General features: G+C 62.5%; 22 protein-coding genes. 8 read left to right on the top strand and 14 right to left on the bottom strand.

Annotation, left to right across the window (positions count from 1 at the left end; all coding sequences use genetic code 11):
• Positions 1-23: 23 nt before the first annotated feature.
• The gene (locus CKW37_RS25325) at positions 24-1,424 is read left to right on the top strand and encodes an aminoacyl-tRNA deacylase and HDOD domain-containing protein (RefSeq protein WP_095158940.1); all 1,401 of its coding nucleotides are present in this window, start codon (positions 24-26) and stop codon (positions 1,422-1,424) included.
• A gap of 44 nt (positions 1,425-1,468) precedes the next feature.
• Here CKW37_RS25325 and CKW37_RS25320 read toward each other — a convergent pair whose 3' ends face one another.
• The 4 genes from CKW37_RS25320 to CKW37_RS25305 all read right to left on the bottom strand — a co-directional run bounded on the left by CKW37_RS25320 (position 1,469) and on the right by CKW37_RS25305 (position 3,812).
• Complete coding sequence (locus tag CKW37_RS25320) at positions 1,469-1,843, bottom strand: SCP2 sterol-binding domain-containing protein (RefSeq protein WP_095158939.1); 375 nt, start codon at positions 1,841-1,843, stop codon at positions 1,469-1,471.
• A gap of 155 nt (positions 1,844-1,998) precedes the next feature.
• Positions 1,999-2,274, bottom strand: coding sequence for an HU family DNA-binding protein (locus CKW37_RS25315; protein WP_095158938.1), 276 nt, complete (start codon positions 2,272-2,274; stop codon positions 1,999-2,001).
• A gap of 187 nt (positions 2,275-2,461) precedes the next feature.
• Positions 2,462-3,610 carry an NAD(P)/FAD-dependent oxidoreductase gene (locus tag CKW37_RS25310; protein ID WP_095158937.1) on the bottom strand — a complete coding sequence of 383 codons (1,149 nt, stop codon included), beginning with the start codon at positions 3,608-3,610 and terminating at the stop codon, positions 2,462-2,464.
• Positions 3,611-3,644: 34 nt separating this feature from the next.
• Entirely contained in the window at positions 3,645-3,812 is a 168-nt protein-coding gene (locus tag CKW37_RS25305; RefSeq protein ID WP_095158936.1) for a rubredoxin, read from the bottom strand.
• 148 nt (positions 3,813-3,960) lie between these two features.
• Between CKW37_RS25305 and CKW37_RS25300 the strand changes: the two genes are divergently transcribed.
• Together CKW37_RS25300 and ubiA are read left to right on the top strand one after the other, a co-directional pair.
• Positions 3,961-4,527, top strand: coding sequence for a chorismate lyase (locus tag CKW37_RS25300; RefSeq protein WP_095158935.1), 567 nt, complete (start codon positions 3,961-3,963; stop codon positions 4,525-4,527).
• The gene (gene ubiA, locus CKW37_RS25295; RefSeq protein WP_095158934.1) at positions 4,527-5,417 is read left to right on the top strand and encodes a 4-hydroxybenzoate octaprenyltransferase; all 891 of its coding nucleotides are present in this window, start codon (positions 4,527-4,529) and stop codon (positions 5,415-5,417) included. Before CKW37_RS25300 ends, ubiA begins: the two co-directional genes overlap by 1 nt.
• Positions 5,418-5,504: 87 nt before the next feature.
• Here the strand turns inward: ubiA and CKW37_RS25290 are convergent, their stop codons facing one another.
• Complete coding sequence (locus CKW37_RS25290; protein ID WP_095158933.1) at positions 5,505-5,873, bottom strand: hypothetical protein; 369 nt, start codon at positions 5,871-5,873, stop codon at positions 5,505-5,507.
• A gap of 148 nt (positions 5,874-6,021) precedes the next feature.
• On the opposite strand from CKW37_RS25290, the gene phoB reads away from it, so the two are divergent.
• The 3 genes from phoB (at position 6,022) to CKW37_RS25275 (ending at position 9,594) form a co-directional block, all read left to right on the top strand.
• Positions 6,022-6,711, top strand: a complete 690-nt coding sequence (gene phoB, locus CKW37_RS25285) for a phosphate regulon transcriptional regulator PhoB (RefSeq protein WP_095158932.1) — start codon at positions 6,022-6,024, stop codon at positions 6,709-6,711.
• Between the two features lie 153 nt (positions 6,712-6,864).
• Complete coding sequence (phoR, locus tag CKW37_RS25280) at positions 6,865-8,139, top strand: phosphate regulon sensor histidine kinase PhoR (RefSeq protein ID WP_256587860.1); 1,275 nt, start codon at positions 6,865-6,867, stop codon at positions 8,137-8,139.
• A gap of 114 nt (positions 8,140-8,253) precedes the next feature.
• A complete protein-coding gene (locus CKW37_RS25275; protein WP_095158930.1) occupies positions 8,254-9,594 on the top strand; it encodes a hemolysin family protein in 1,341 nt (446 codons plus the stop codon).
• A gap of 6 nt (positions 9,595-9,600) precedes the next feature.
• Here the strand turns inward: CKW37_RS25275 and CKW37_RS25270 are convergent, their stop codons facing one another.
• From CKW37_RS25270 to CKW37_RS25235, 8 genes are all read right to left on the bottom strand, one after another.
• The gene (locus CKW37_RS25270) at positions 9,601-10,497 is read right to left on the bottom strand and encodes a peptidoglycan DD-metalloendopeptidase family protein (protein ID WP_095158929.1); all 897 of its coding nucleotides are present in this window, start codon (positions 10,495-10,497) and stop codon (positions 9,601-9,603) included.
• 177 nt (positions 10,498-10,674) lie between these two features.
• Positions 10,675-11,577: a response regulator gene (locus CKW37_RS25265; protein WP_095158928.1), complete on the bottom strand. Its 903-nt coding sequence runs from the start codon at positions 11,575-11,577 to the stop codon at positions 10,675-10,677.
• Positions 11,578-11,740: 163 nt separating this feature from the next.
• A complete protein-coding gene (phoU, locus tag CKW37_RS25260; RefSeq protein WP_095158927.1) occupies positions 11,741-12,496 on the bottom strand; it encodes a phosphate signaling complex protein PhoU in 756 nt (251 codons plus the stop codon).
• Positions 12,497-12,618: 122 nt separating this feature from the next.
• On the bottom strand, positions 12,619-13,452 hold the full coding sequence (gene pstB, locus CKW37_RS25255; RefSeq protein WP_095158926.1) for a phosphate ABC transporter ATP-binding protein PstB: 834 nt from the start codon (positions 13,450-13,452) through the stop codon (positions 12,619-12,621).
• An 85-nt stretch (positions 13,453-13,537) separates the two neighbouring features.
• A complete protein-coding gene (gene pstA / locus CKW37_RS25250; protein ID WP_095158925.1) occupies positions 13,538-15,208 on the bottom strand; it encodes a phosphate ABC transporter permease PstA in 1,671 nt (556 codons plus the stop codon).
• Between the two features lie 17 nt (positions 15,209-15,225).
• A complete protein-coding gene (locus CKW37_RS25245; protein ID WP_095158924.1) occupies positions 15,226-17,514 on the bottom strand; it encodes an ABC transporter permease subunit in 2,289 nt (762 codons plus the stop codon).
• 138 nt (positions 17,515-17,652) lie between these two features.
• Entirely contained in the window at positions 17,653-18,651 is a 999-nt protein-coding gene (locus CKW37_RS25240) for a phosphate ABC transporter substrate-binding protein PstS (RefSeq protein ID WP_095158923.1), read from the bottom strand.
• A gap of 162 nt (positions 18,652-18,813) precedes the next feature.
• Positions 18,814-20,103: an MFS transporter gene (locus CKW37_RS25235; RefSeq protein ID WP_095158922.1), complete on the bottom strand. Its 1,290-nt coding sequence runs from the start codon at positions 20,101-20,103 to the stop codon at positions 18,814-18,816.
• Positions 20,104-20,466: 363 nt separating this feature from the next.
• Here CKW37_RS25235 and CKW37_RS25230 point away from each other — a divergent pair, with 363 nt between their 5' ends.
• Positions 20,467-20,868, top strand: a complete 402-nt coding sequence (locus tag CKW37_RS25230) for an acyl-CoA thioesterase (protein ID WP_009402429.1) — start codon at positions 20,467-20,469, stop codon at positions 20,866-20,868.
• A gap of 71 nt (positions 20,869-20,939) precedes the next feature.
• A complete protein-coding gene (locus CKW37_RS25225; protein WP_095158921.1) occupies positions 20,940-21,836 on the top strand; it encodes a D-hexose-6-phosphate mutarotase in 897 nt (298 codons plus the stop codon).
• A gap of 19 nt (positions 21,837-21,855) precedes the next feature.
• On the opposite strand, the gene CKW37_RS25220 is transcribed toward CKW37_RS25225, so the two are convergent.
• Positions 21,856-22,389, bottom strand: a complete 534-nt coding sequence (locus CKW37_RS25220; protein ID WP_256587854.1) for a DUF3299 domain-containing protein — start codon at positions 22,387-22,389, stop codon at positions 21,856-21,858.
• Between the last annotated feature and the right edge of the window lie 3 nt (positions 22,390-22,392).

The raw sequence follows: 22,392 nt of genomic DNA, 5'->3' as shown, positions 1-22,392 counted from the left end.
TGTAAAAAATTTGGATACAGACCATGATTGAAGTTGCCCTCGATACAGCAACCCCACAGGTTCCGTCTGTTATCCGGCTGCTGCTCGACAAGCTCGGCGTCGCCTATCGCGAAGTGCCCGAACAACCGCAGTTGCCGCCCGAAGCCCGTGTTATGGCCGTCCTGCTGGACGACTCGGTCGGCGCGCTGATGGTGCTGTTCCCGCAGAGCCAGTTGCTCGACCTCAGCCGTCTCACCGAACTGACCGGGCGCAAGCTGGCCGCGGTGCCGCTGGAGCGTCTGCAACAGATGCTCGACAAGCACGGGCTGAAGATCCTGCCGGCCATACCCGCGCTGACCAGTTCGCCGTGCCTGTACGAAGAAAGCGTGCTGCAGCCGGAGCGTCTGTTGGTGCAGTCGGGTGAAGCAGGCCTGCTGCTGGAAATCGAGCGCGATGACTTCAAGAAGATGCTCAGCAAGGCCAGCGCCGGCAAGTTCGGCGAGCTGCTGAGCCAGATCCGTCCGAACCTCGACCGGCCCGCTGACGACAGCGAGGAAATCACCCAGGCCGTTCAGGTTTTTACCGCGCGTCGAATCCAGCAGCGCCTGGAAGCGACCATCGAAATCCCGCCGCTGGCCGAAACCGCGCAGAAAATCATCAAGCTGCGGGTAGACCCCAACGCCACCATTGATGACATCACCGGTGTGGTCGAAACCGACCCGGCGCTGGCGGCCCAGGTGGTCAGTTGGGCGGCCTCGCCCTACTACGCCTCACCCGGCAAGATCCGCTCGGTGGAAGACGCCATCGTCCGCGTGCTCGGCTTCGATCTGGTGATCAACCTGGCGCTGGGCCTGGCGCTGGGCAAGACCCTCAGCCTGCCGAAGGATCATCCGCAACAGACCACGCCGTACTGGCAGCAATCGATCTACACCGCTGCGGTGATCGAGGGTCTGACGCGCGCAATGCCGCGGGCTGAACGCCCGGAAGCGGGGCTGACCTATCTGGCGGGGCTGCTGCACAACTTCGGCTACCTGCTGCTGGCCCACGTGTTCCCGCCGCATTTCTCGCTGATCTGCCGACACCTGGAGGTCAACCCGCACCTGTGCCACAGCTATGTGGAGCAACATCTGCTGGGCATCAGCCGCGAGCAGATCGGCGCCTGGCTGATGCGTTTCTGGGACATGCCGGAAGAGCTCGCCACCGCCCTACGCTTCCAGCACGACCCGCATTACGCCGGCGACTACTCGGCCTTCCCCAATCTGGTGTGCCTGTCGGTGCGCCTGCTGCGTGCTCGCGGTATCGGCTCCGGGCCAGACGAGCCTATTCCGGACGAGCTGCTGGAACGCCTGAGCATCACTCGCGAGAAGGCTGAAGACGTGGTCCACAAGGTGCTGGAAGCCGAAACCATGCTGCGCGAACTGGCCTCGCAGTTCAGCCAGCACTGAGTCCGGCTGTAGCGGCTGTCACGAAAAAGCCTGGCCCCTTGGGGTCAGGCTTTCTTTTTGGGCTTCAGGTACTTCATCAGGCCCTGGAACCACATCACCAGGGCCGGGTTGCCCTTGATCTGAATGGTCTTGTCCTGGATCCCCTGCATGAACGCCAGTTGCTTGTTCTTCGCCTGAAGGGTCTCGAAGCCGAACACGGCGTCCTTGAAGGCGATGGCGAAGGCCGGGGTCGGATGGGTGCCGCCGCTGCTGCTGATGCGATTGTCTTTGACGACGAAGTGGCGGGCGACCTTGCCGTCCAGCGTCTGTAGCTGGAACACCAGATCCTTGCCCTGCAATTGCTGCTGGAAAGCCGGATTCTTGCGGCTGGCCCGGGACATCAGCAGCCCCATGGCCCAAAGGAGAAAGCGGAACTTCATGAATGCGCCTCGGCGAAAAAGTGACTGGCGCGCGCAGTTTATCCTTTTAGTGAACGAATGCTACTGGTCGACCTGCTTTTGCTCCAGCGATCACCCCAAGCAAAACGGGCATCCCTTGGGATGCCCGTTCTCACTGCATTCGATGAATCACGCTCTCAAGGATTGACGCTGTCCTTGAGGAACTTGCCTGGCTTGAACGCCACGGTATTGCTGGCCTTGATTTTCACCGGCTCGCCGGTTTGCGGGTTTTTGCCGGTGCGGGCACCGCGGTGACGCTTCTCGAACGTACCAAAGCCTACCAGGGTCACTCCGTCCCCTCCGTGCAGGGCGTTGGTGATTTCTTCGAGCACGGCATTCAGGACACGGTTGGCCTGCTCTTTGGTGAGATCGGCCTTTTCAGCGATGGCTGCGGCGAGTTCGGGTTTACGCATGGTGAAGCCCCTTTGACGGAATTTTTTGTTGTTATGCCGTGCCGCCCAACAGGCAGCGCCCAAGGCACCGCAGGCTCTAAACTGCGGCAGACGGGAGTGAGGATGGCACGCCACCAAGGGCCGCGCCAGTCTCTGCGCGGCCATTGTGGCGGCAATGGAGGGGTAAATCCGACAGAACGCCTGTTATTTACGCCATCAGGGGCGGAAGCTGGCGATTCAGTGCCAGCTTCTCCATCACCGCAGTACCCGTAAGGGCATAGCCGAGCAGTTGGCCCGCAGCATCGTGGCAGAGCACTTTCAGGTCGGCGCCCTGCCCCTCGACTGTCCACTGCCCCTCTTGCCCTAGCGGCGGCGGCGACACCACCAGCGGGCAGGCCGGGGTTTTCACCGTGATCGGCATCGGTCCATAGCTGACCGCAGTCGGGTTGCCGGCCAGCGTCTGCGACAACGCCCGCGCCCCGCCCATCAACGGCATCACGTAGAGCAGGTTGATCCCGTCCACTTCGGCGCAATCGCCCAATGCGTAGATATTGGCATGGGACGTGCACAGGTGGCGGTCAACGACCACCCCGCGATTGGTCCTCAAACCGGCTGCCGAGGCCAGGTCGGTGCGGGGTTTCAGGCCGACCGCAGAAACCACCAGATCGCAGGCGATCACGGAGCCGTCCGACAGATGCGCCTCAAGCCCGTCCGCCACCCGCTGCAAGCGGTTCAGCACCGGCCCGAGGTGGAAGCGCACGCCCAGCCCTTCAAGCCCGGCCTGGACCGCTGCCGCGGTGGCCGGATGCAACAGGGTCGGCATGACCTGCTCGCACGGCGCCACCAGCTCAACCTCGAAGCCGCCCAGGCTCATGTCATTGGCGAACTCGCAGCCGATCAGGCCAGCCCCGAGGATCAATACCCGGCGCTTGCCCGCCGCCGCCGCGCGGAAACGCGCGTAGTCCTCCAGGTCATTGATCGGGAACACCAGATCGGCAGCATCGCCCTCAAGCGGTACGCGTACGGTTTCCGCGCCCCAAGCCAGCACCAGGTCGCGGTAGCGCACCTGCTCTTCGCCGATCCACAGGCGCTTGTGGCCGGGGTCGATGCCACTGATGCGAGTGTGAGTGCGGACCTCGGCCTTCAGTTGCTCAGCCATGGCGCCCGGCTCGGCCATGCACAGGCCGTCGGCGTCCTTGTTCTTGGCAAAACCGGTCGAGAGCATCGGCTTCGAATAGGAGCGGCCATCGTCCGCGGTAATCAGCAATAACGGCGTCTCGCCGTCGAGCTTGCGAAATTCGCGGGCGAGGTTGTAACCCGCCAGTCCGGTGCCGATTATCACGACGGGATCGGTCATGCCTTGCGTGTCCTTCAAAAAGGGTGAAAAAAGATCAGCCGATGGCGATCATCTCGAAATCCATCTTGCCGACGCCGCAGTCCGGGCACAGCCAGTCTGCCGGAACGTCTTCCCAACGGGTGCCGGGCGCGATGCCGTCATCCGGCCAGCCCTCGGCCTCGTCGTAAATCAGGCCGCACACCACACATTGCCACTTCTTCATCGTTGATCTCCTTACATTCAGGCCAGGCGCGATCGTTATGCGTCGATCGTCAGCAGGGCTTTGTACTGAGGCTGGCCAGGCGATGCAAGTTGCCAGGGGCAAACATGCTAAGCTCGCCGCCTCTCTGGCCTGTAACCGCTGATCTACCGTGCCATACGAATCCTCGCAATTTCCGGCTGCGCAATGGACGCAGCACACACCGCAGCTCGCCGCGAAAACGCCTGCGCTGATCCTGGACTGGCTGTTCGACCAGGGCTCCCTGACCCGCCGTTTGACCCGCCTCTCTGCTGACCATTTCTCCGTGACGCCCCTTTATGAAGGCTGGCAGACCCTGCGCACCGACGAATGCCAGGCCCTTGGCCTGGCGCCGGGCAGCGAAGGCTGGGTGCGCGAGGTTTACCTGCGCGGCCATGGCGAACCCTGGGTGTTCGCCCGCAGCGTTGCCGGCCGCGAGGCCTTGCTCAACGATGGCCTTGATCTGGAAGCGCTGGGCAGCCGGTCACTGGGCGAGTTGCTGTTCTGTGATCGCGGCTTCGCCCGTCAGGCGATCGAAGTCTGCCACTACCCGCCGGATTGGCTGCCGCCCGAGCAGAACAGCGAAGGTCTGTGGGGCCGCCGTTCGCGTTTCGACCGTGGCGCGCTGGGCCTGCTGGTGGCGGAGGTGTTTCTTCCCGCGCTGTGGCACGCCACCGAAGCTTTCCAGGAGGTCCGCTGATGTACCTGAGCCTGCTCAAGTCGCTCAATCGCCTGCATCCCCGTGCGTGGGATTTCATCCAACTGAGCCGTATGGACAAGCCGATCGGCATCTACCTGCTGCTCTGGCCGACCTTGTCGGCGGTCTGGATTGCCGGCAAAGGCTCGCCGACCCTGGCCAATGTGCTGATCTTCCTGTTCGGCGTGGTGCTGATGCGCGCAGCGGGCTGCGCTATCAACGACTTCGCCGACCGCAAGGTGGACGGACACGTCAAACGCACCGCCGAGCGGCCACTGGCCAGCGGCAAGATCAGCGGCCGGGAAGCTCTGGCGTTGTTCGCGCTGCTGGTGGGCCTGAGTTTCCTGCTGGTGCTGTGCACCAATGCCACCACGGTGTATCTGTCGTTCGGCGCGGTGGCGCTGGCGGCTTGCTACCCGTTCATGAAGCGCTACACCTACTACCCGCAGGTAGTCCTGGGCGCGGCGTATTCGTGGGGCATTCCGATGGCGTTCACCGCAGCGAACGGCGAGCTGCCGGCGATCGCCTGGCTGCTGTACATCGCCAACCTGCTGTGGACGGTGGGGTATGACACCTACTACGCGATGGTCGATCGCGACGACGACCTGAGGATCGGGGTGAAATCCACCGCGATCCTGTTCGGCGAAGCCGACCGCATCATCATTCTGTCGCTGCAGGTAGGGTCGCTGCTGTGCCTGCTGCTGGCCGGCAACCAATTCGACCTGGGCGGCTGGTTCCATCTCGGCTTGCTGGGCGCGGCGGTGTGCTTCGCCTGGGAGTTCTGGTCAACCCGCAGCCTGGCGCGGGACGCCTGCTTCAAGGCGTTCCTGCACAACCATTGGGCGGGTTTGATCATCTTCGTCAGCATCGTGATCGACTACGCGACCCGCTGACTCGAACGCAGTGCTACCGGGTCGATCGCAATCGCCGGCAAGCCGGCTCCCACAGTGGCTGATTCAAGCCTCTGTGGGAGCTACGGTTCAGGGCTTGGCGACGTGCCAGACGTCCTTCATGCCATCACCGGTCATGTCTCCGCCCTTCTTGTCCTTGACGAAGGTGTACAGTGGTTTGCCGTCATAGGCCCACTGCATGCTGCCGTCGGCACGCTTGATCTGCGTCCATTTGCCTTCGGCCTTCTCACCGGCCTTGGCCGCCAGGGGTGGCCAGTTCTTCGCGCATTCGTCGTTGCACATGGACTTGCCGCCAGCATCCTTGTCGAAGGTGTAGAGCGTCATGCCGTTGTGATCCACCAGCATGCCGTCCTTCTCCATGGCATGGTCGGCCAGGGCCATCCCCGGTAAGGCGAGAGCTGCGCAGAGCGTCATCCAGTTCAGCGTATGTCGTGTCATTGGATTCACCGTTAAATCTCGGGAGTGGGATTTACAGCCTAGCTCAGTAACGAAATGTTGCTGCAACGGCCCCCGACCTGTCACACGACTGCAATAATTCCGTTATCTAATGCGGGCCAAGACACCAGAAGCTGGGAGAGGTTTGAGCATGGTTGGCAGGAACATTCTGATCGTTGACGACGAAGCGCCAATTCGCGAAATGATCGCCGTTGCATTGGAAATGGCTGGCTATGACTGCCTCGAGGCCGAAAACTCGCAACAGGCCCATGCCATCATCGTGGACCGCAAGCCGGACCTGATCCTGCTCGACTGGATGCTGCCGGGCACCTCGGGCATCGAGCTGGCCCGCCGCCTCAAGCGCGACGAGCTGACCAGCGACGTACCGATCATCATGCTCACCGCCAAGGGTGAGGAAGACAACAAGATCCAGGGCCTGGAAGTCGGCGCCGACGACTACATCACCAAGCCGTTCTCGCCGCGCGAGCTGGTCGCCCGCCTCAAGGCCGTCCTGCGCCGTGCCGGCCCGAGCGATGGCGAAGCGCCGATCGAAGTCGGCGGCCTGCTGCTCGATCCCATCAGCCACCGCGTGACCATCGACGGCAAGCCCGCCGAGATGGGCCCCACCGAATACCGCCTGTTGCAGTTCTTCATGACCCACCAGGAGCGTGCCTACACCCGCGGGCAACTGCTCGACCAGGTCTGGGGCGGCAACGTCTATGTCGAGGAACGTACCGTCGACGTGCATATCCGGCGCCTGCGCAAGGCACTGGGTGAAGCCTATGAAAATCTGGTACAAACCGTTCGCGGCACCGGATACAGGTTTTCAACCAAGGGTTGAAAGCCGTTTCAAGCTTGCGCTTGATCCAGTCTCAAGAAGAGCAAAAAGCAAAACGCGATCCGCTTCACCCTTGCAGCGTGTAGCTGCAACGTGAGGCTGATCCCCAAGGATCCCGAAGTGAACCAGAACTGGCACGGCACCCTCATTCGCCACATGCTGCTGCTGATTACCGTCTGCCTGCTTGTCGGGCTGATCAGCGGCCACTATGGCTGGAGCCTCGCGCTCGGCCTGGCTGTCTACCTGGGCTGGACCCTGAAACAGATGCTGCGGCTGCACCAGTGGCTGCAAGAGCACAGATCCGATGAAGCACCACCGGACGGCTACGGCCTGTGGGGCGAGATCTTCGACAGCATCTATCACCTGCAGCGCCGCGACCAACGGGTCCGCGGGCGCCTGCAAGCGGTGATCGACCGCGTCCAGGAGTCCACCGCCGCGCTGCGAGATGCGGTGATCATGCTCGACAGCGAAGGCAATCTGGAGTGGTGGAACCGCGCAGCCGAAACCCTGCTGGGCCTCAAAACCCCGCAAGACAGCGGCCAGCCGGTGACCAATCTGGTCCGCCATCCACGCTTCAAGGAGTATTTCGAGCAGGAAAACTACCTGGAGCCGCTGGAAATCCCGTCGCCGATCAGCGACCGCCTGCGCATTCAGTTGCACATCACCCGCTACGGCAACAACGAGCACCTGATGCTGGTGCGCGACGTCACCCGTATCCACCAGCTCGAACAGATGCGCAAGGATTTCGTCGCCAACGTATCCCACGAATTGCGCACACCGCTGACCGTGATTGCCGGCTACCTGGAAACCCTGCTGGACAACGTGGAAGACGTGAATCCACGCTGGACGCGGGCGCTGCAGCAAATGCAGCAACAGGGCGGACGCATGCAGACGCTGCTCAACGACCTGCTGCTGCTGGCCAAGCTGGAAGCCACCGATTACCCGTCGGACAACCTTCCGGTCGCAGTCGACACCCTGCTGCACTCCATCAAGGGCGACGCCCAGGCACTGTCTGGCCAGCGCAACCAGCGCATCACCCTGGAAGCCGAGCCCGGCCTGCGCCTGAAAGGCAGCGAGGCGGAACTGCGCAGCGCCTTCTCCAACCTGGTGTTCAACGCCGTGAAGTACACCCCGGACGAGGGCAATATCCGCATACGCTGGTGGGGCGACGAACACGGCGCGCACCTGAGCGTGCAAGACTCGGGCATCGGTATCGACGCCAAGCACCTGCCGCGCCTCACCGAGCGTTTCTACCGGGTCGATTCCAGCCGCGCCTCCAATACCGGTGGCACCGGCCTGGGCCTGGCGATCGTCAAGCACGTGCTGCTGCGCCATCGCGGTCGCCTGGAAATCAGCAGCGTTCCGGGCCATGGCAGCACCTTTACCTGCCACTTCGCCGGCGTTCAGATCGCCGCCCGCAAGGTTCAGTGATCCAGCGCACTTTGCATTTGGGTTTTCAGCCGCTACATTGGCGGACGGGTGCCAGCATGAGCTGGCATCTTTTTTCCTCCTATTTCAAGAAGACGGACCCCGTAAAACTCCATCATGGACCCTTCCCCTAGTATCAGCCTCGCCTCACTCTTCGCCGATTTCGGCATGATTCTTTTCGCTCTCTTGCTGGTTCTGCTCAACGGCTTTTTCGTAGCCGCCGAGTTCGCCATGGTCAAACTGCGCTCGACCCGGGTCGAGGCAATCGCCGAACAGAATGGCTGGCGCGGACATATCCTGCGCACCGTACACAGCCAACTGGACGCCTACCTGTCCGCCTGCCAACTGGGTATCACCCTGGCATCGCTGGGCCTTGGCTGGGTCGGCGAACCGGCGTTCGCCCACCTGCTCGAACCGCTGTTGGCCGCCATCGGCGTGCAGTCGCCGGAGATCATCAAGGGCGTTTCGTTCTTCAGCGCCTTCTTCGTGATTTCCTACCTGCACATCGTGGTCGGTGAGCTGGCGCCCAAGTCCTGGGCGATCCGCAAGCCAGAGCTGCTGTCGCTGTGGACCGCCGTGCCGCTGTACCTGTTCTACTGGGCCATGTACCCGGCCATCTACCTGCTCAACGCCAGCGCCAACGCCATCCTGCGTATCGCCGGCCAAGGCGAGCCCGGCCCGCACCACGAGCATCACTACAGCCGTGACGAACTGAAACTGATCCTGCACTCGAGCCGTGGCCAGGATCCCAGCGACCAAGGCATGCGCGTGCTGGCCTCGGCGGTGGAAATGGGCGAGCTGGAAGTGGTCGACTGGGCCAACTCCCGCGAAGACATGATCAGCCTCGACGTCAATGCGCCGCTGAAAGAGATCCTGGCGATGTTCCGCCGGCACAAGTTCAGCCGTTACCCGGTGTACGACGCCGAGCGCGGCGAGTTCGTCGGCCTGCTGCACATCAAGGACCTGCTGCTGGAACTGGCGGCGCTGGACCACGTTCCAGAATCCTTCGACCTGGCCGAACTGACCCGCCCGCTGGAGCGCGTCTCCCGGCACATGCCGCTGTCGCAGTTGCTGGAGCAGTTCCGCAAAGGCGGCGCGCACTTCGCGCTGGTCGAGGAGGCCGACGGCAAAGTCATCGGCTACCTGACCATGGAAGACGTGCTGGAAGTGCTGGTCGGCGATATCCAGGACGAACACCGCAAGGCCGAACGCGGCATCCTCGCCTACCAGCCGGGCAAGCTGCTGGTGCGGGGTGACACGCCGCTGTTCAAGGTCGAGCGCCTGCTGGGCCTGGACCTCGACCACATCGAGGCGGAAACCCTCGCTGGCCTGGTCTACGAGACCCTCAAGCGCGTCCCCGAAGAGGAAGAAGTGCTGGAAGTCGAAGGCCTGCGCATCATCATCAAGAAGATGAAAGGGCCGAAGATCGTCCTGGCCAAGGTGCTCAAGCTCGATTGAGCACCGTCACGGGTTGCCGGCGGTGAAGTTCGGCAACCCACCCACGGGCTGGTTGAACTGGTAGGGAATCGACTCCACCGCCAGCCCGACATTGCGCTGCACCACGAAATGCAGGTGCGGCGCGGTGCTCCTGCCGGTATTTCCCGACCGCGCCAGCGGCGTGCCATACGCCACCTGCTGCCCTTCCCTGACCACCACCGAACCGCGCATCAAGTGCAGGTACACGCCCATGGTGCCGTCGCTGTGCAGGACCCTCACGAAATTGCCGGACGGCTGCGTCCCGCGCCCGCTTTGCCGGTTCTCCACCTTGACCACCACGCCAGGACGCGCAGCGATGATCGGCGTGCCCTCGGGCATGGCGATGTCCATGGCGTAGCGGCCTTTGGGCCCGAAATGGCTGAAGCGGCCGTTAGGGCCCTGGGTCAGGCGAAACGGTCCGCCACGCCAGGGCAAGGGGTAGCGATAGGCCTGCGGCCGCTGCACGGGGTCGCCGAGGGCCGTACGAAATTTCTCGCGGTAAGTCACCGGTTTGCCCGGTTGCAAGGCACTGACGCTGGTCAGCGCTACCGTGGCCCGTGGCGGCACCACCCGCCGTACTACCCGCGGTCCGACGTCCCTCGCATTGCCCAGGCGCTCCAGGCGCAACTCGACTTCGACGGGCGCGAACAACTCGTTGTACACGGAGAAATGCACACCGCCAGCATGCGGCGTGGCTTGAAGGTGCACCTGACTGTCCAGTTGCTCGACCATCTGGTCCCGAAAGATGAAAGGCCGCGCACCAGGCTGGGGCCGATCAGAGTAGGAAACAACACCGTAAGGGTCGGTGCTTTTATAGATGGTCATGGCCAGAGCCGGCCCGGCAGATAGCAGCAAGGCGCAGAACAGCAGCAGGCGGGATGGCATGACTAATGGCCTTCTGACAGTTGTGCTTTGTCGAAGCCTAGCAGCCGGTTTTTGTCGCAGAAGGCGGGGACTGTTTCAGGAAGGTTCAAGCCGATCAGCGGTGGCAATTTGCCGCCAGACGGCGCGTCGGCGAGTCGCTGGGCAGCTTCGCTCGACGCAGGTCGGGGTGAACGGTGATCAGGCGCTCGGAATGTATTGCTTCTGGGCCGTACCGCGGGCGATCAGGCGAGACAGGTAGTCGAGCTTCTGCGCATCCTGGTCGACAAAGCGGAAGATCAGTTGCAGCCAGTCGCTGTCGGGCTTGGGCTCAAGTGCCGCGACCGAATGCAGGTAACCGTTGAGCCGGGCGATCTCCGAGGTTTCGCCTTGCTCCAGGTCCAGCACGGCGCCTTCCAGCACCTGCGGCAGGGCATCGCTGCGGCGTACCACCAGAGAAGCTTCCTTGAGGGTCAGTGCCTTGATGATGCAGGGCTGATTGCCGCTGGACAGGCGCAGCTGGCCTTGGCCACGTCCGGCCGGCACGGCAGGCTTGGCCGGCTCAGGCGCGGGAGCGCTGACCTGTGGCTGGGCGGCTGGCGCCGCGACCGGTGCACTGGCCTTGGCCTGCTCAGGCTTGCCGCTGGTCAGGGCCGACAGCGAGTCATTGGCAAAACCGCTGGAGGAGCGTGCATTACCGCCGGCCATGCTCGCCTCGAGCTTGCCAACCCTGGCCAGGGCCTTTTTTACTTTGGTCAGCAACTGCTCGTTGGTGAACGGCTTGCCGACATAGTCGGAAACGCCGGCCTGGATGGCCTGAACCACGTTTTCCTTGTCGCCGCGGCTGGTCACCATGATGAACGGCAGGGTCTTCATCGAGTCCTGCTGGCGGCACCAGGTCAGGAGTTCGAGGCCGGACATCTCCGGCATTTCCCAGTCGCACAGAATCAGGTCGAACACTTCCCGGGCCATCAGGGTCTGGGCTTTGCGCCCGTTGACCGCATCTTCAATGACCATGCCCGGAAAATAGTTGCGCAGGCATTTCTTCACCAGATCGCGGATAAACGGCGCGTCATCCACCACCAAAACACTGACTTTACTCATCGCCACTCCTTCCTGATCCCGACTAGCATAACGTTGACTGATGGCCATTGGCCAAAACTTCGGTCACGCCGGGACATAACGCATTCGTTCGCGGGTGCCTTCTATTGCGCTGCCGCAAACGAAAACGCCCGGCCGGAGCCAGGCGTTAGTTCTCGGGGCAGTCTTATTTATCGTCAGATTCGCCCGAAACATTAGCTTTTTCAGTGCCCTGAACTTCTTCCCTCATGCGCGCCAGGCCCAGGTGACGGACGTCGGTACCGCGCACCAGGTAAATCACCAGCTCAGAGATGTTGCGCGCGTGGTCGCCGATACGCTCCAGCGAACGCAGGGCCCAGATCACGCTCAGCACCCGCGAGATGGAACGCGGGTCTTCCATCATGTAGGTGACCAGTTCGCGCAGCGCGGTCTTGTATTCGCGGTCGATGGTCTTGTCGTATTGAGCAACCGACAGGGCCAGTTCGGCGTCGAAGCGGGCGAAGGCGTCCAGTGCATCGCGGACCATGTTGCGCACCTGGTCGCCGATATGGCGAACCTCGACGTAACCGCGCGGCGATTCGCCTTCCTCACAGAGCTGGATGGCGCGGCGAGCGATCTTGGTCGACTCGTCACCGATGCGCTCCAGGTCGATCACCGACTTGGAAATGCTGATGATCAGGCGCAGGTCCGACGCGGCCGGCTGGCGACGGGCAAGAATGCGCACGCATTCCTCGTCGATGTTGCGTTCCATCTGGTTGATTTGCTCGTCAACCTCGCGCACCTGCTGGGCCAGGCCGGAGTCGGCCTCGATCAGCGCGGTGACCGCGTCGTTGACCTGCTTCTCGACCAGGCCGCCCATGGCCAGAAGGTGGCTGCGCACCTCTTCGAGCTCGGCGTTGAACTGCTGGGAGATGTGATGGGTGAGGCTGTCTTTGTCGATCATGCTTTCGCTCCGCGAATAAGCTGCCAGCTTCAAGCCGCAAGCTTCAAGTCGTTCGTGTAATCCCTGAGTTCACCTTGTTGCCGCTCGTGGCTCGCAGCGTGAAGCTGTCGCGCCCCGCGCGACTAGCCGTAGCGACCGGTGATGTAGTCTTCGGTCTGCTTCTTCGCCGGGTTGGTGAACAGGGTATCGGTATCACCGAATTCGACCAGTTTGCCCATGTACATGAACGCGGTGTAGTCCGAAACCCGGGCCGCCTGCTGCATGTTGTGGGTCACGATGACGATGGTGTACTTGGACTTCAGCTCATAGATCAGCTCTTCGACCTTCAGGGTGGAGATCGGGTCCAGTGCCGAGCAAGGCTCGTCGAGCAGCAGGACTTCCGGTTCCACGGCGATGGTACGGGCGATCACCAGACGCTGCTGCTGACCACCGGACAGGCCGAGGGCCGAGTCGTGCAGGCGGTCTTTCACTTCTTCCCACAGCGCCGCGCCTTTCAGTGCCCATTCGACGGCTTCGTCGAGCACGCGCTTCTTGTTGATGCCCTGGATGCGCAGGCCGTAGACCACGTTTTCATAGATGGTCTTGGGGAACGGGTTCGGCTTCTGGAACACCATGCCGACGCGACGGCGCAGCTCGGCGACGTCTTCGCCCTTGCGGTAGATGTTGTTGCCGTAGAGGTTGATCGCGCCCTCGACACGGCAGCCGTCGACCAGATCGTTCATCCGGTTGAAGGTCCGCAGCAGTGTGGATTTACCGCAGCCGGACGGGCCAATGAAGGCGGTCACGCGCTGTTTGGGGATGTTCATGCTGACGTCGAACAGGGCTTGTTTCTCGCCGTAGAACAGGCTCAGGCCGGGCACTTCGATGGCCACGGTTTCTTCCGCCAGACGCAGGCTCTGTTTGTCGCGACCCAAGGCCGACATATCGATGCCGTGGGTGTGGGGTTCATGCTGCATGGTCAGACTCCATACGCTATCAATTTCGTTTCATCGAACCGCCCGGCACACGGCGCGGGCGGCACTTGCAAAAAGACGGTGACGATCAGTGATCCAGCGCTTTGTACTTCTCGCGCAGGTGGTTACGGATCCAGACCGCCGACAGGTTCAGCGTGGCAATGACCAGCACCAGCAGCAGCGCGGTGGCGTATACCAGCGGACGCGCGGCCTCGACGTTCGGGCTCTGGAAGCCGACGTCATAGATGTGGAAGCCCAGGTGCATGATCTTCTGGTCCAGGTGCAGGTACGGGTAGTTGCCGTCCACCGGCAGCGACGGCGCCAGTTTCACCACACCCACCAGCATCAGCGGCGCCACTTCACCGGCGGCACGGGCCACCGCGAGGATCATGCCGGTCATCATCGCCGGGCTGGCCATCGGCAGGACGATCTTCCACAGCGTCTCGGCCTTGGTTGCGCCGAGGGCCAGAGAGCCTTCACGCACGGTCCGCGGGATCCGCGCCAGACCTTCTTCGGTGGCAACGATCACCACCGGTACCGCCAGCAGTGCCAGGGTCAGCGAAGCCCAGAGCAGGCCCGGCGTACCGAGGGTTGGCGCCGGCAGCGATTCGGGGAAGAACAGCCGGTCAAGCGAGCCACCCAGCACGTAGACGAAGAAGCCCAGGCCGAACACGCCGTAGACGATCGCCGGAACACCGGCCAGGTTGTTCACCGCGATGCGGATCAGCCGGGTGATGGGTCCCTGACGAGCGTATTCACGCAGGTAGACCGCTGCCAGCACGCCGAATGGCGTCACGATCACGGCCATGATCAGAGTCATCATCACCGTACCGAAAATGGCCGGGAAGATACCGCCTTCAGTGTTGGCTTCACGCGGGTCGTCGCTGAGGAATTCCCAGACCTTGGCGAAGTACACGCCCAGCTTGGTGAACAGGCCCATGCCGTTCGGCTGGTAGGCGTGCACCACCTTGCTCAGGTTGATCTCGACTTCACGGCCGTTGCCGTCACGCGCTACCAGGCTGTCGCGAGCGAAATCCTGGTGCAGGGTGCCCAGACGCTCTTCGATGGCCTTGTAACGGTTGTTCAGCTCGGCACGCTCGGACTCGATGTCGGCCTGGGCGGCGGCGTCCAGCTTGCCTTCCAGCTCCAGCTTGCGGCCGTGAAGGCGCAGGCGCTCAAGACCGTGGTTGATGGCACCGATGTCTTTCTTCTCAAGACTTTGCAGGTCGCGGGCCAGCTTCTCCGAGCGGGCCAGACGGTTCTGCAGTTCGGTCCAGGCGGCCTGGCCTTCGCCGACCACCTTGCCGTTTTCCTTAACGCTGACCAGGTAGCCGTAGAAGTTGCCCCACTCGCGGCGTTCCAGGGCGATCATCTCGGCGGGACGCTGTTCGTCGGTCAGCCATTCACCCACAACCCAGGTGAAGTCGCTGCCGTTGAGGTCACGGTTACCGACCTTGATCAGTTCGCGGGTCATGAATTCCGGGCCGACGTCAGGTACCGGCAAGCCGGCACCTTTCAGACGGGCACGTGGTACTTCTTCCTTTTGCACCACTTCGCCCACTACCACGTGCGCGGGCTGGCCCGGCACGGTGTAGTTGGCCTGGACCAGGTCGGCGGGCCAGAAATGGCCCAGACCACGTACAGCGATGACCGAGAGCAGACCGATGGTCATGATGACCGCGATGGCCACCGAGCCACCGCTTATCCAGACACCGGGGGCGCCGCTCTTGAACCAGCTTTTGAGGGAATCCTTTTTCACGGATCTCTACCTTCCTATCAAAGCGACGAGTATTTCTTGCGCAGACGCTGGCGAATCAGCTCGGCCAAGGTGTTCATCACGAACGTGAACATCAGCAGCACCAGCGCGGCAAGGAACAGGACGCGGTAGTGGCTGCCGCCGACTTCCGATTCGGGCATTTCCACGGCGACGTTGGCTGCCAGGGTGCGCATACCTTCGAACAGGTTCAGCTCCATGACCGGGGTGTTGCCGGTGGCCATCAGCACGATCATGGTTTCGCCTACCGCACGACCCATACCGATCATCAGTGCCGAGAAGATACCCGGGCTGGCGGTCAGGATGACTACGCGGGTCAGGGTCTGCCACGGCGTGGCGCCCAGAGCCAGCGAACCCAGGGTCAGGCTGCGCGGCACGCTGAACACGGCGTCCTCGGCGATCGAGTAGATGTTCGGGATAACCGCGAAGCCCATGGCGATACCCACTACCAGGGCGTTGCGCTGGTCGTAGGTGATGCCCAGGTCGTTGGTGATCCACAGGCGCATGTCACCGCCGAAGAACCAGGTCTCCAGGAACGGACTCATGTACAGGGCGAACCAGCCGGTGAAGAGGATTACCGGGATCAGGATGGCAGCTTCCCAACCGTCCGGTACTCGCAGGCGGATCGACTCGGGCAGGCGGCTCCAGGAGAAGCCGGCGACCAGGATACCCAGCGGCAGCAGCATCAGCAGACTGAACACGCCCGGCAAGTGGCCTTCAAGGTACGGCGCGAGGAACAGACCCGCGAAGAAGCCGAGAATCACCGTCGGCATCGCCTCCATCAACTCGATCACCGGCTTGACCTTGCGGCGCATGCCCGGTGCCATGAAGTAGGCGGTGTAGATCGCTGCGGCGATGGCCAGCGGTGCAGCCAGGATCATCGCGTAGAACGCGGCCTTGAGCGTACCGAAGGTCAGCGGCGAGAGGCTCAGCTTGGGTTCGAAGTCGGTGTTCGAGGCGGTCGACTGCCAGACATACTTCGGCTCGTCGTAGTTCTCGTACCAGACCTTGCTCCACAGCGCGCTCCAGGAAACTTCCGGGTGCGGGTTCTTCAAGGTCAGCGGCAGCAGCTTGCCACCTTCTTCGATGATCACGCGGTTGGCCCGCGGCGACAGTGCCAGCACGCCAGCGCCTTCAGCGGCCGGCTCGACCAGCAGGGTGCGGTGCGCGGTGCTGTGGAACACACCCAGCTTGCCGTTGGCGTCCAGGGCGATGAAGCCCTTGCGGCGCTCTTCGGCGTCGATCTGCACGATCGGCGCGTTGTCCATCTTGAAGTCGCGGATGCGTTTGAAACGCTGCTCGCCGTCTGGATCGCGCGCCATGAACCACTGGCTCAGACCGCCTTTGGAGTCTCCGAGAATCAGCGAGATGCCACCGACCAACTGGGTGCTGGCGGTGATTTCGGCATTGCCGTCTTCGAGCAGTTTGTAGCGACCGTTGAGGCTCTTCTCACGCAGGCTGAACACGTCGGCCTGAGCGCGACCATTAATGACGTAGAGCCACTGCTGGCGTGGATCGATGAAGATCGCCTTCACCGGCTCGGTCATCTGCGGCAGCTCGATACGGCTCTGCTCGCTGGTGACTTCGCCCGTCATCATGTTTTCTGTACGGCTGAGCGACAGCACCTGCAGGTGAGCGCCTGCGGAACCGGCCAGCAACAGCGTGTCGCCGTTGTGGTTCAGGCTCACGTGTTCAACGGCACGGCCCTGGTCGTCCAGCGCGACAGGCTCCTGGCCATACGGGAAGTCGACGGCAGGGGTGATGGTTTTCTTGTTGTCCGGGTAGGTGATCTTGTAGCTGTGGCTGAAGACCATCACCTGACCATTGGACAGGCCCAGCACGATCAGCGGGCTGCCCGGCTGGTCGGAACCGATCGAAGTCACCTGGACGCCTGCCGGCAGTGGCAGGTCGACGCGTTTGAGCTCGGCACCGGTCTTGGTGTCGAAGAACAGCGCCTGGCCCTTGTCGGAGACACGCATCCCCACCAGGTTCTGCTCTTCCAGGGCGATCATCAGCGGTTTGCCGGCGTCCTGTTGCAGCCAGGTCGGCTCCAGCGCTTTCTTGCTGGTCAGCGTCGCACCCTGGAACAGCGGCACGACCACGTAGGCCAGATAGAAGAAAATCAGGGTGATTGCCGCCAGCACGGCAAGCCCGCCCACCAGGACATACCAGCGGGTGAGGCGATCCTTGAAGGCGCGCAGGCGACGTTTGCGTTGCAACTCGGGCGTATTGAAATCAATCCGCACGGGGGGAGAATTTTGGGTCATGGTGGAGTTGGCCAGATCATTCATGCGCACACCCTAGCGGTCCCGTATGACAAAAACATTACAGTGCAGTGACGCAAAAAAGCCCGCCGCGCAGAGGTCCTGGCAGCGGACTGACAATTTGCGGCAGGGTTCGGCATCCTCCGAACCCTGCCTGAGTCACACTCAGTTCTTCGCGACGCCCGCGGTCTGGCTCAGACCGAGGTCAGCCAAGGCTTTCTCAGCCACTTTGGCTGGCAGCGGGATGTAGCCGTCTTTCACCACGACCTGCTGGCCTGCCTGGGACAGAACCAGTTTCACGAACTCGGCTTCCAGCGGGGCCAGAGGCTTGTTCGGGGCCTTGTTGACGTAGACGTAGAGGAAACGCGACAGCGGGTAGGTGCCGTTCAGGGCGTTGGCTTCGTTGTCTTCAACGAACTCGCCGCCTTCTTTCTTGGCCAGGGCTACGGTCTTGACGCTAGCGGTCTTGTAACCGATGCCCGAGTAACCGATACCGTTCAGCGAGGAGCTGATCGACTGAACCACCGAAGCGGAGCCTGGTTGTTCGTTCACGTTTGGCTTGAAGTCGCCTTTGCACAGGGCTTCTTCCTTGAAGTAGCCGTAGGTGCCGGATACCGAGTTACGGCCGAACAGTTGAACCGGCTTGTTAGCCAGGTCACCGGTCACGCCCAGGTCGCCCCAGGTTTTGACGTCGGCTTTGCCGCCGCACAGACGGGTCGACGAGAAGATCGCGTCAACCTGAGCCATGGTCAGGCCTTTGATCGGGTTGTCCTTGTGGACGAACACAGCCAGGGCGTCAACGGCGACCGGGATAGCGGTCGGCTTGTAGCCGTACTTCTGCTCGAAAGCCTGCAGCTCGACGTCCTTCATCTTGCGGCTCATCGGGCCCAGGTTGGCGGTGCCTTCGGTCAGCGCGGGTGGCGCGGTGGAGGAGCCGGCGGCCTGAATCTGAATGTTTACGTTCGGATATTCCTTCTTGTACGCCTCGGCCCACAGCGTCATCAGGTTGGCGAGGGTATCGGAACCAACGCTGGAGAGGTTGCCCGACACACCGGTGGTCTTGGTGTAGGTCGGAATAGCTGGGTCAACAGCGGCAACCGCATTGGCGGTGGCAACGCCAGCGGCGACAAAGGTCAGGGCCGCCATCAAACGCTTCAGTTTCATGCCTTGCTCCTAGCAGGAATTCGGGGGTGAGATGGATCGGGCCCAGTATCTGCAGGCCGTGTGACTACTCTATGAATCGATTGTGACAATTAGATGAAAGGCCATCACCCCAATCGGGTGATGGCCTTTTCAGAATGTTGCGAAGGGCGAGCTAGAGGGGGTTCAGCGCTTGGTTGCCAACAAATAAAGCCCGACCAGCAGACCAATGGTGCAGATACCGGCGACATACAGCGCCGGGGCCATGGGGCTGAACTTGAGCAGCGCGGTCACGGCCATCGGGGTCAGGCCGCCGAAGATGGCGTAGGCGACGTTGTAGGAAAACGACAGGCCGCTGAAGCGCACCACCGGCGGGAAGGCGCGGACCATTACGAACGGCACCGCACCGACGATGCCTACGCACAGGCCGGTCAGGGCGTACATCGGGAACAGCAGGTCTTTGTGGTCGGCGAGGGTGTGGTAGAAGGTCCACGAGGTGATCAACAAGGCCAGGCTGCCCGCGACGAAGATGCGGCCCGCGCCGAAACGGTCAACCAGCTTGCCGGCGCCGATGCAGCCGAGGGTCAGGAAGACGATCGCCAGGCTGTTGGCCTGCAAGGCCACGGTCGGGGTGAAGCCGTAGACCGTCTGCAGGATGGTTGGGGTCATAAGAATCACGACGATGATGCCGGCCGACAGCAGCCAGGTCAGCAGCATCGACAGCACGATGGCTCCGCGGTGGTCACGCAGCACCGCGCGCAGCGGCACTTCCTCGGCCAGCGCTTTGCGCTGCTGAAGTTCGGCGAACACCGGGGTTTCGTGCAGCCAACGGCGCAGGTACACCGAGAACAGGCCGAACACACCGCCGAGCAGGAACGGGATCCGCCAGGCGTAATCGGCCACTTCCGTCGGGGTGTAGACGGTGTTGATGAGTGTGGCGACCAGCGAACCAAGCAGGATGCCCGCCGTCAGGCCGGCCGTCAGGGTGCCGCAGGCGAAACCGGTATTACGCGCCGGCACGTGCTCGGAGACGAACACCCAGGCGCCGGGGACTTCACCACCAATCGCCGCGCCCTGAATCACCCGCATCAGCAACAGCAGAATGGGCGCCGCCATGCCGATCTGCGCGTAGGTTGGCAGCAGGCCCATGATCAGGGTCGGCACCGCCATCAGGAAGATGCTCAGGGTGAACATCTTCTTTCGCCCGAGCAGGTCGCCGAAGTGGGCCATGACGATGCCGCCCAGCGGCCGCGCCAGATAGCCCGCGGCGAAGATGCCGAAGGTCTGCATCAGGCGCAGCCATTCGGGCATGTCCGGTGGGAAGAACAACTTGCCGACCACCGTGGCGAAGAACACGAAGATGATGAAGTCGTAGAATTCCAGCGCACCGCCCAGGGCGGAAAGCGACAGGGTCTTGTAGTCACTGCGGGTCAGCGGCCGGGCGGGCTGCTCGATACTGGAGGGCACGGAGGTCATTGAGGCTTCTCTTATTGGCGACTCAGACCTGATGGCACGGTTGTTACAGGCCTGAAATGAACTCCGCACGATAACAAATTGTCCGAAAGCGACACAGATCTACATATTCCCCGCAGATAATGGTGACCGCATGGTCGTCGGTGCTTGCGAGGCTCTATATACTGGCCCCTCGTAGAAACAGGTTGCGCCCAAGGTGGGATATTGTGCGAAAACGCTGCCAAGTATGCTTGGTCGGTTTCGCAGAGTTTCCCTTCGCCGCCCTTCGAAGCGTAAGCAGCGTGGTATGAGTCTGCTGAATCGTTTTTCGCGGCATCCGATACTGCGTCAACCAACGAAGCGACACGGGTCAGAGGCACCCCCGGCATGATTGAACTCGAACAAGAAGATCCCATCCCGCAAGGCGACCTGGCCTTGCAGATCACCGCACTCCCGCGGGAAACCAACGGTTTCGGCGATATTTTCGGCGGCTGGCTGGTAGCCCAGATGGACCTCGCCGGCACGGCCATGGCCAGCCGCGTCGCCGGCGGTCGCGTCGCTACCGTCGCCATCGACCGCATGGCATTCCTGGTGCCTGTCGCCGTCGGTGCGCAATTGTCCTTCTATACCCAGACCCTGGAAATCGGCCGCAGCTCGATCCAGATGATGGTCGAAGTGTGGAGCGATGATCCGCTGTCCAGCGAATGGCGCAAGGTCACCGAGGCCGTCTTCGTGTTCGTCGCCATCGACGGCAGCGGCCGCACCCGCTCGGTCCCGCCTCGTCGCTGACCTGGCTGCGCGGTAAACTCGTCGATCTGTGAAAGGTCAAAGACCTTACGGCACCTCAACGAGATCAGCGCATGTCCACACCCAAGGTCGAATCGGAACAACACGGCGAACTCAATTGCTGGCGCATCACCAGCGACAGCGCCGAGCTGCTGGTGGCCCAGCAGGGCGCGCAGGTGCTGAGTTATCAGCGTCTGGGCGAACCGCCTCTGCTCTGGCTCAGCGATCAGGCCCTGTTCACGCGCGGCAAGTCGGTGCGCGCTGGCGTGCCGGTGTGCTGGCCGTGGTTCGGCAACCTGCAGCGCAATCCCGAAGCGGTCCGCAACCAGTTCAACGGCAGCGATGCGCCGGCCCATGGCCTGGCACGCGGGCGCGACTGGCAATTGCTTGGCATCGACAGCAGCGGCGACAGCGTGCAACTGGCGTTCACGCTGCCGGAAAGCCAGGGCGACCTGCCCGGCTGGCCCCACCAGGTCGAACTCACCCTGTCCATCGTGATGGATGAGCAACTGACCCTGAACCTTACCAGCACCAACCTTGGCACCGACCACGTCACCCTGAGTCAGGCGCTGCACAGCTACTTCGCCGTCAGCGATGTGCGTTCGGTCCGGGTGGAAGGTGTGAATGGTCTGAGCTACATCGAGACCCTGGCCGACTGGGAGCAACGCAGCCAACCTGCGGACCTGACCTTCAGCGGCGAGACAGACCGCATCTACCTCAACACCCCTTCCCTTTTGAGCATCGTCGATCCGGCGTGGAACCGGCGCATCCGCCTGAGCTGCTCCGGCTCGCGCTCGGCGGTGATCTGGAACCCGTGGACCGAGCGCGCCGCGCAGCTCGCGGACATGGCCGACGACGGTTGGCAGCGCATGCTCTGCATCGAGACCGCGAACGTCTGGGACGATCTGGTGGAACTGGCACCCGGCGCCAGCCATACCCTGGGTCTGAGCATCGCCAGCGAAACTCTCTGACAACCCGCGGACCTGTGTCTTACAGGTCCGCGTCCTCCACCACGCGTACCTTTCCGGCGTCCATGGCGTAGGCGGCGTCGGCCAGGTCATTGTTGACCTTTTCGACTTTCAAGGTGCCGCTGACCCATAGCGGGGTGTAGATGTCGTCCAGCTTCACGCCCTTCGGATAGCGCACCAGCACCAATTGGTTCGGCGGCGGCGGCGGGACATGGATGCAGGCGCCCGGATAGGGGACAAGGAAGAACAGCGTGCTGTTGCCCTTGGCATCGGACTCCAGCGGCACCGGGTAACCGCCAATACGGATCGACTTGCCGTTCATCGCCGCGACGGTCTTCGTCGAGTACATCACCGCGGGCAGGCCCTTGCTCTGCTTCAAGCCACCTTTATCGGTGAAGGTGCCTTGAGCTTCAGGTGAGTCGTGGTCGATTTCTGGCATCTCTTCCAGCGCTTTCTGATCCGACTTCGGCATCAGTTCCAGCCAATCGGTTTCAGGCAGTTCGGCCCGGGCGAGAGTGCTGCACAGCAGCAGCGGAATGAGGAATAACGCACGCATGAA

The sequence above is a fragment of the Pseudomonas sp. Irchel 3E13 genome (assembly GCF_900187455.1).
In the GTDB taxonomy this organism is placed as follows: Bacteria; Pseudomonadota; Gammaproteobacteria; order Pseudomonadales; family Pseudomonadaceae; genus Aquipseudomonas.
This window is presented reverse-complemented; position numbering and strand designations above follow the sequence as displayed.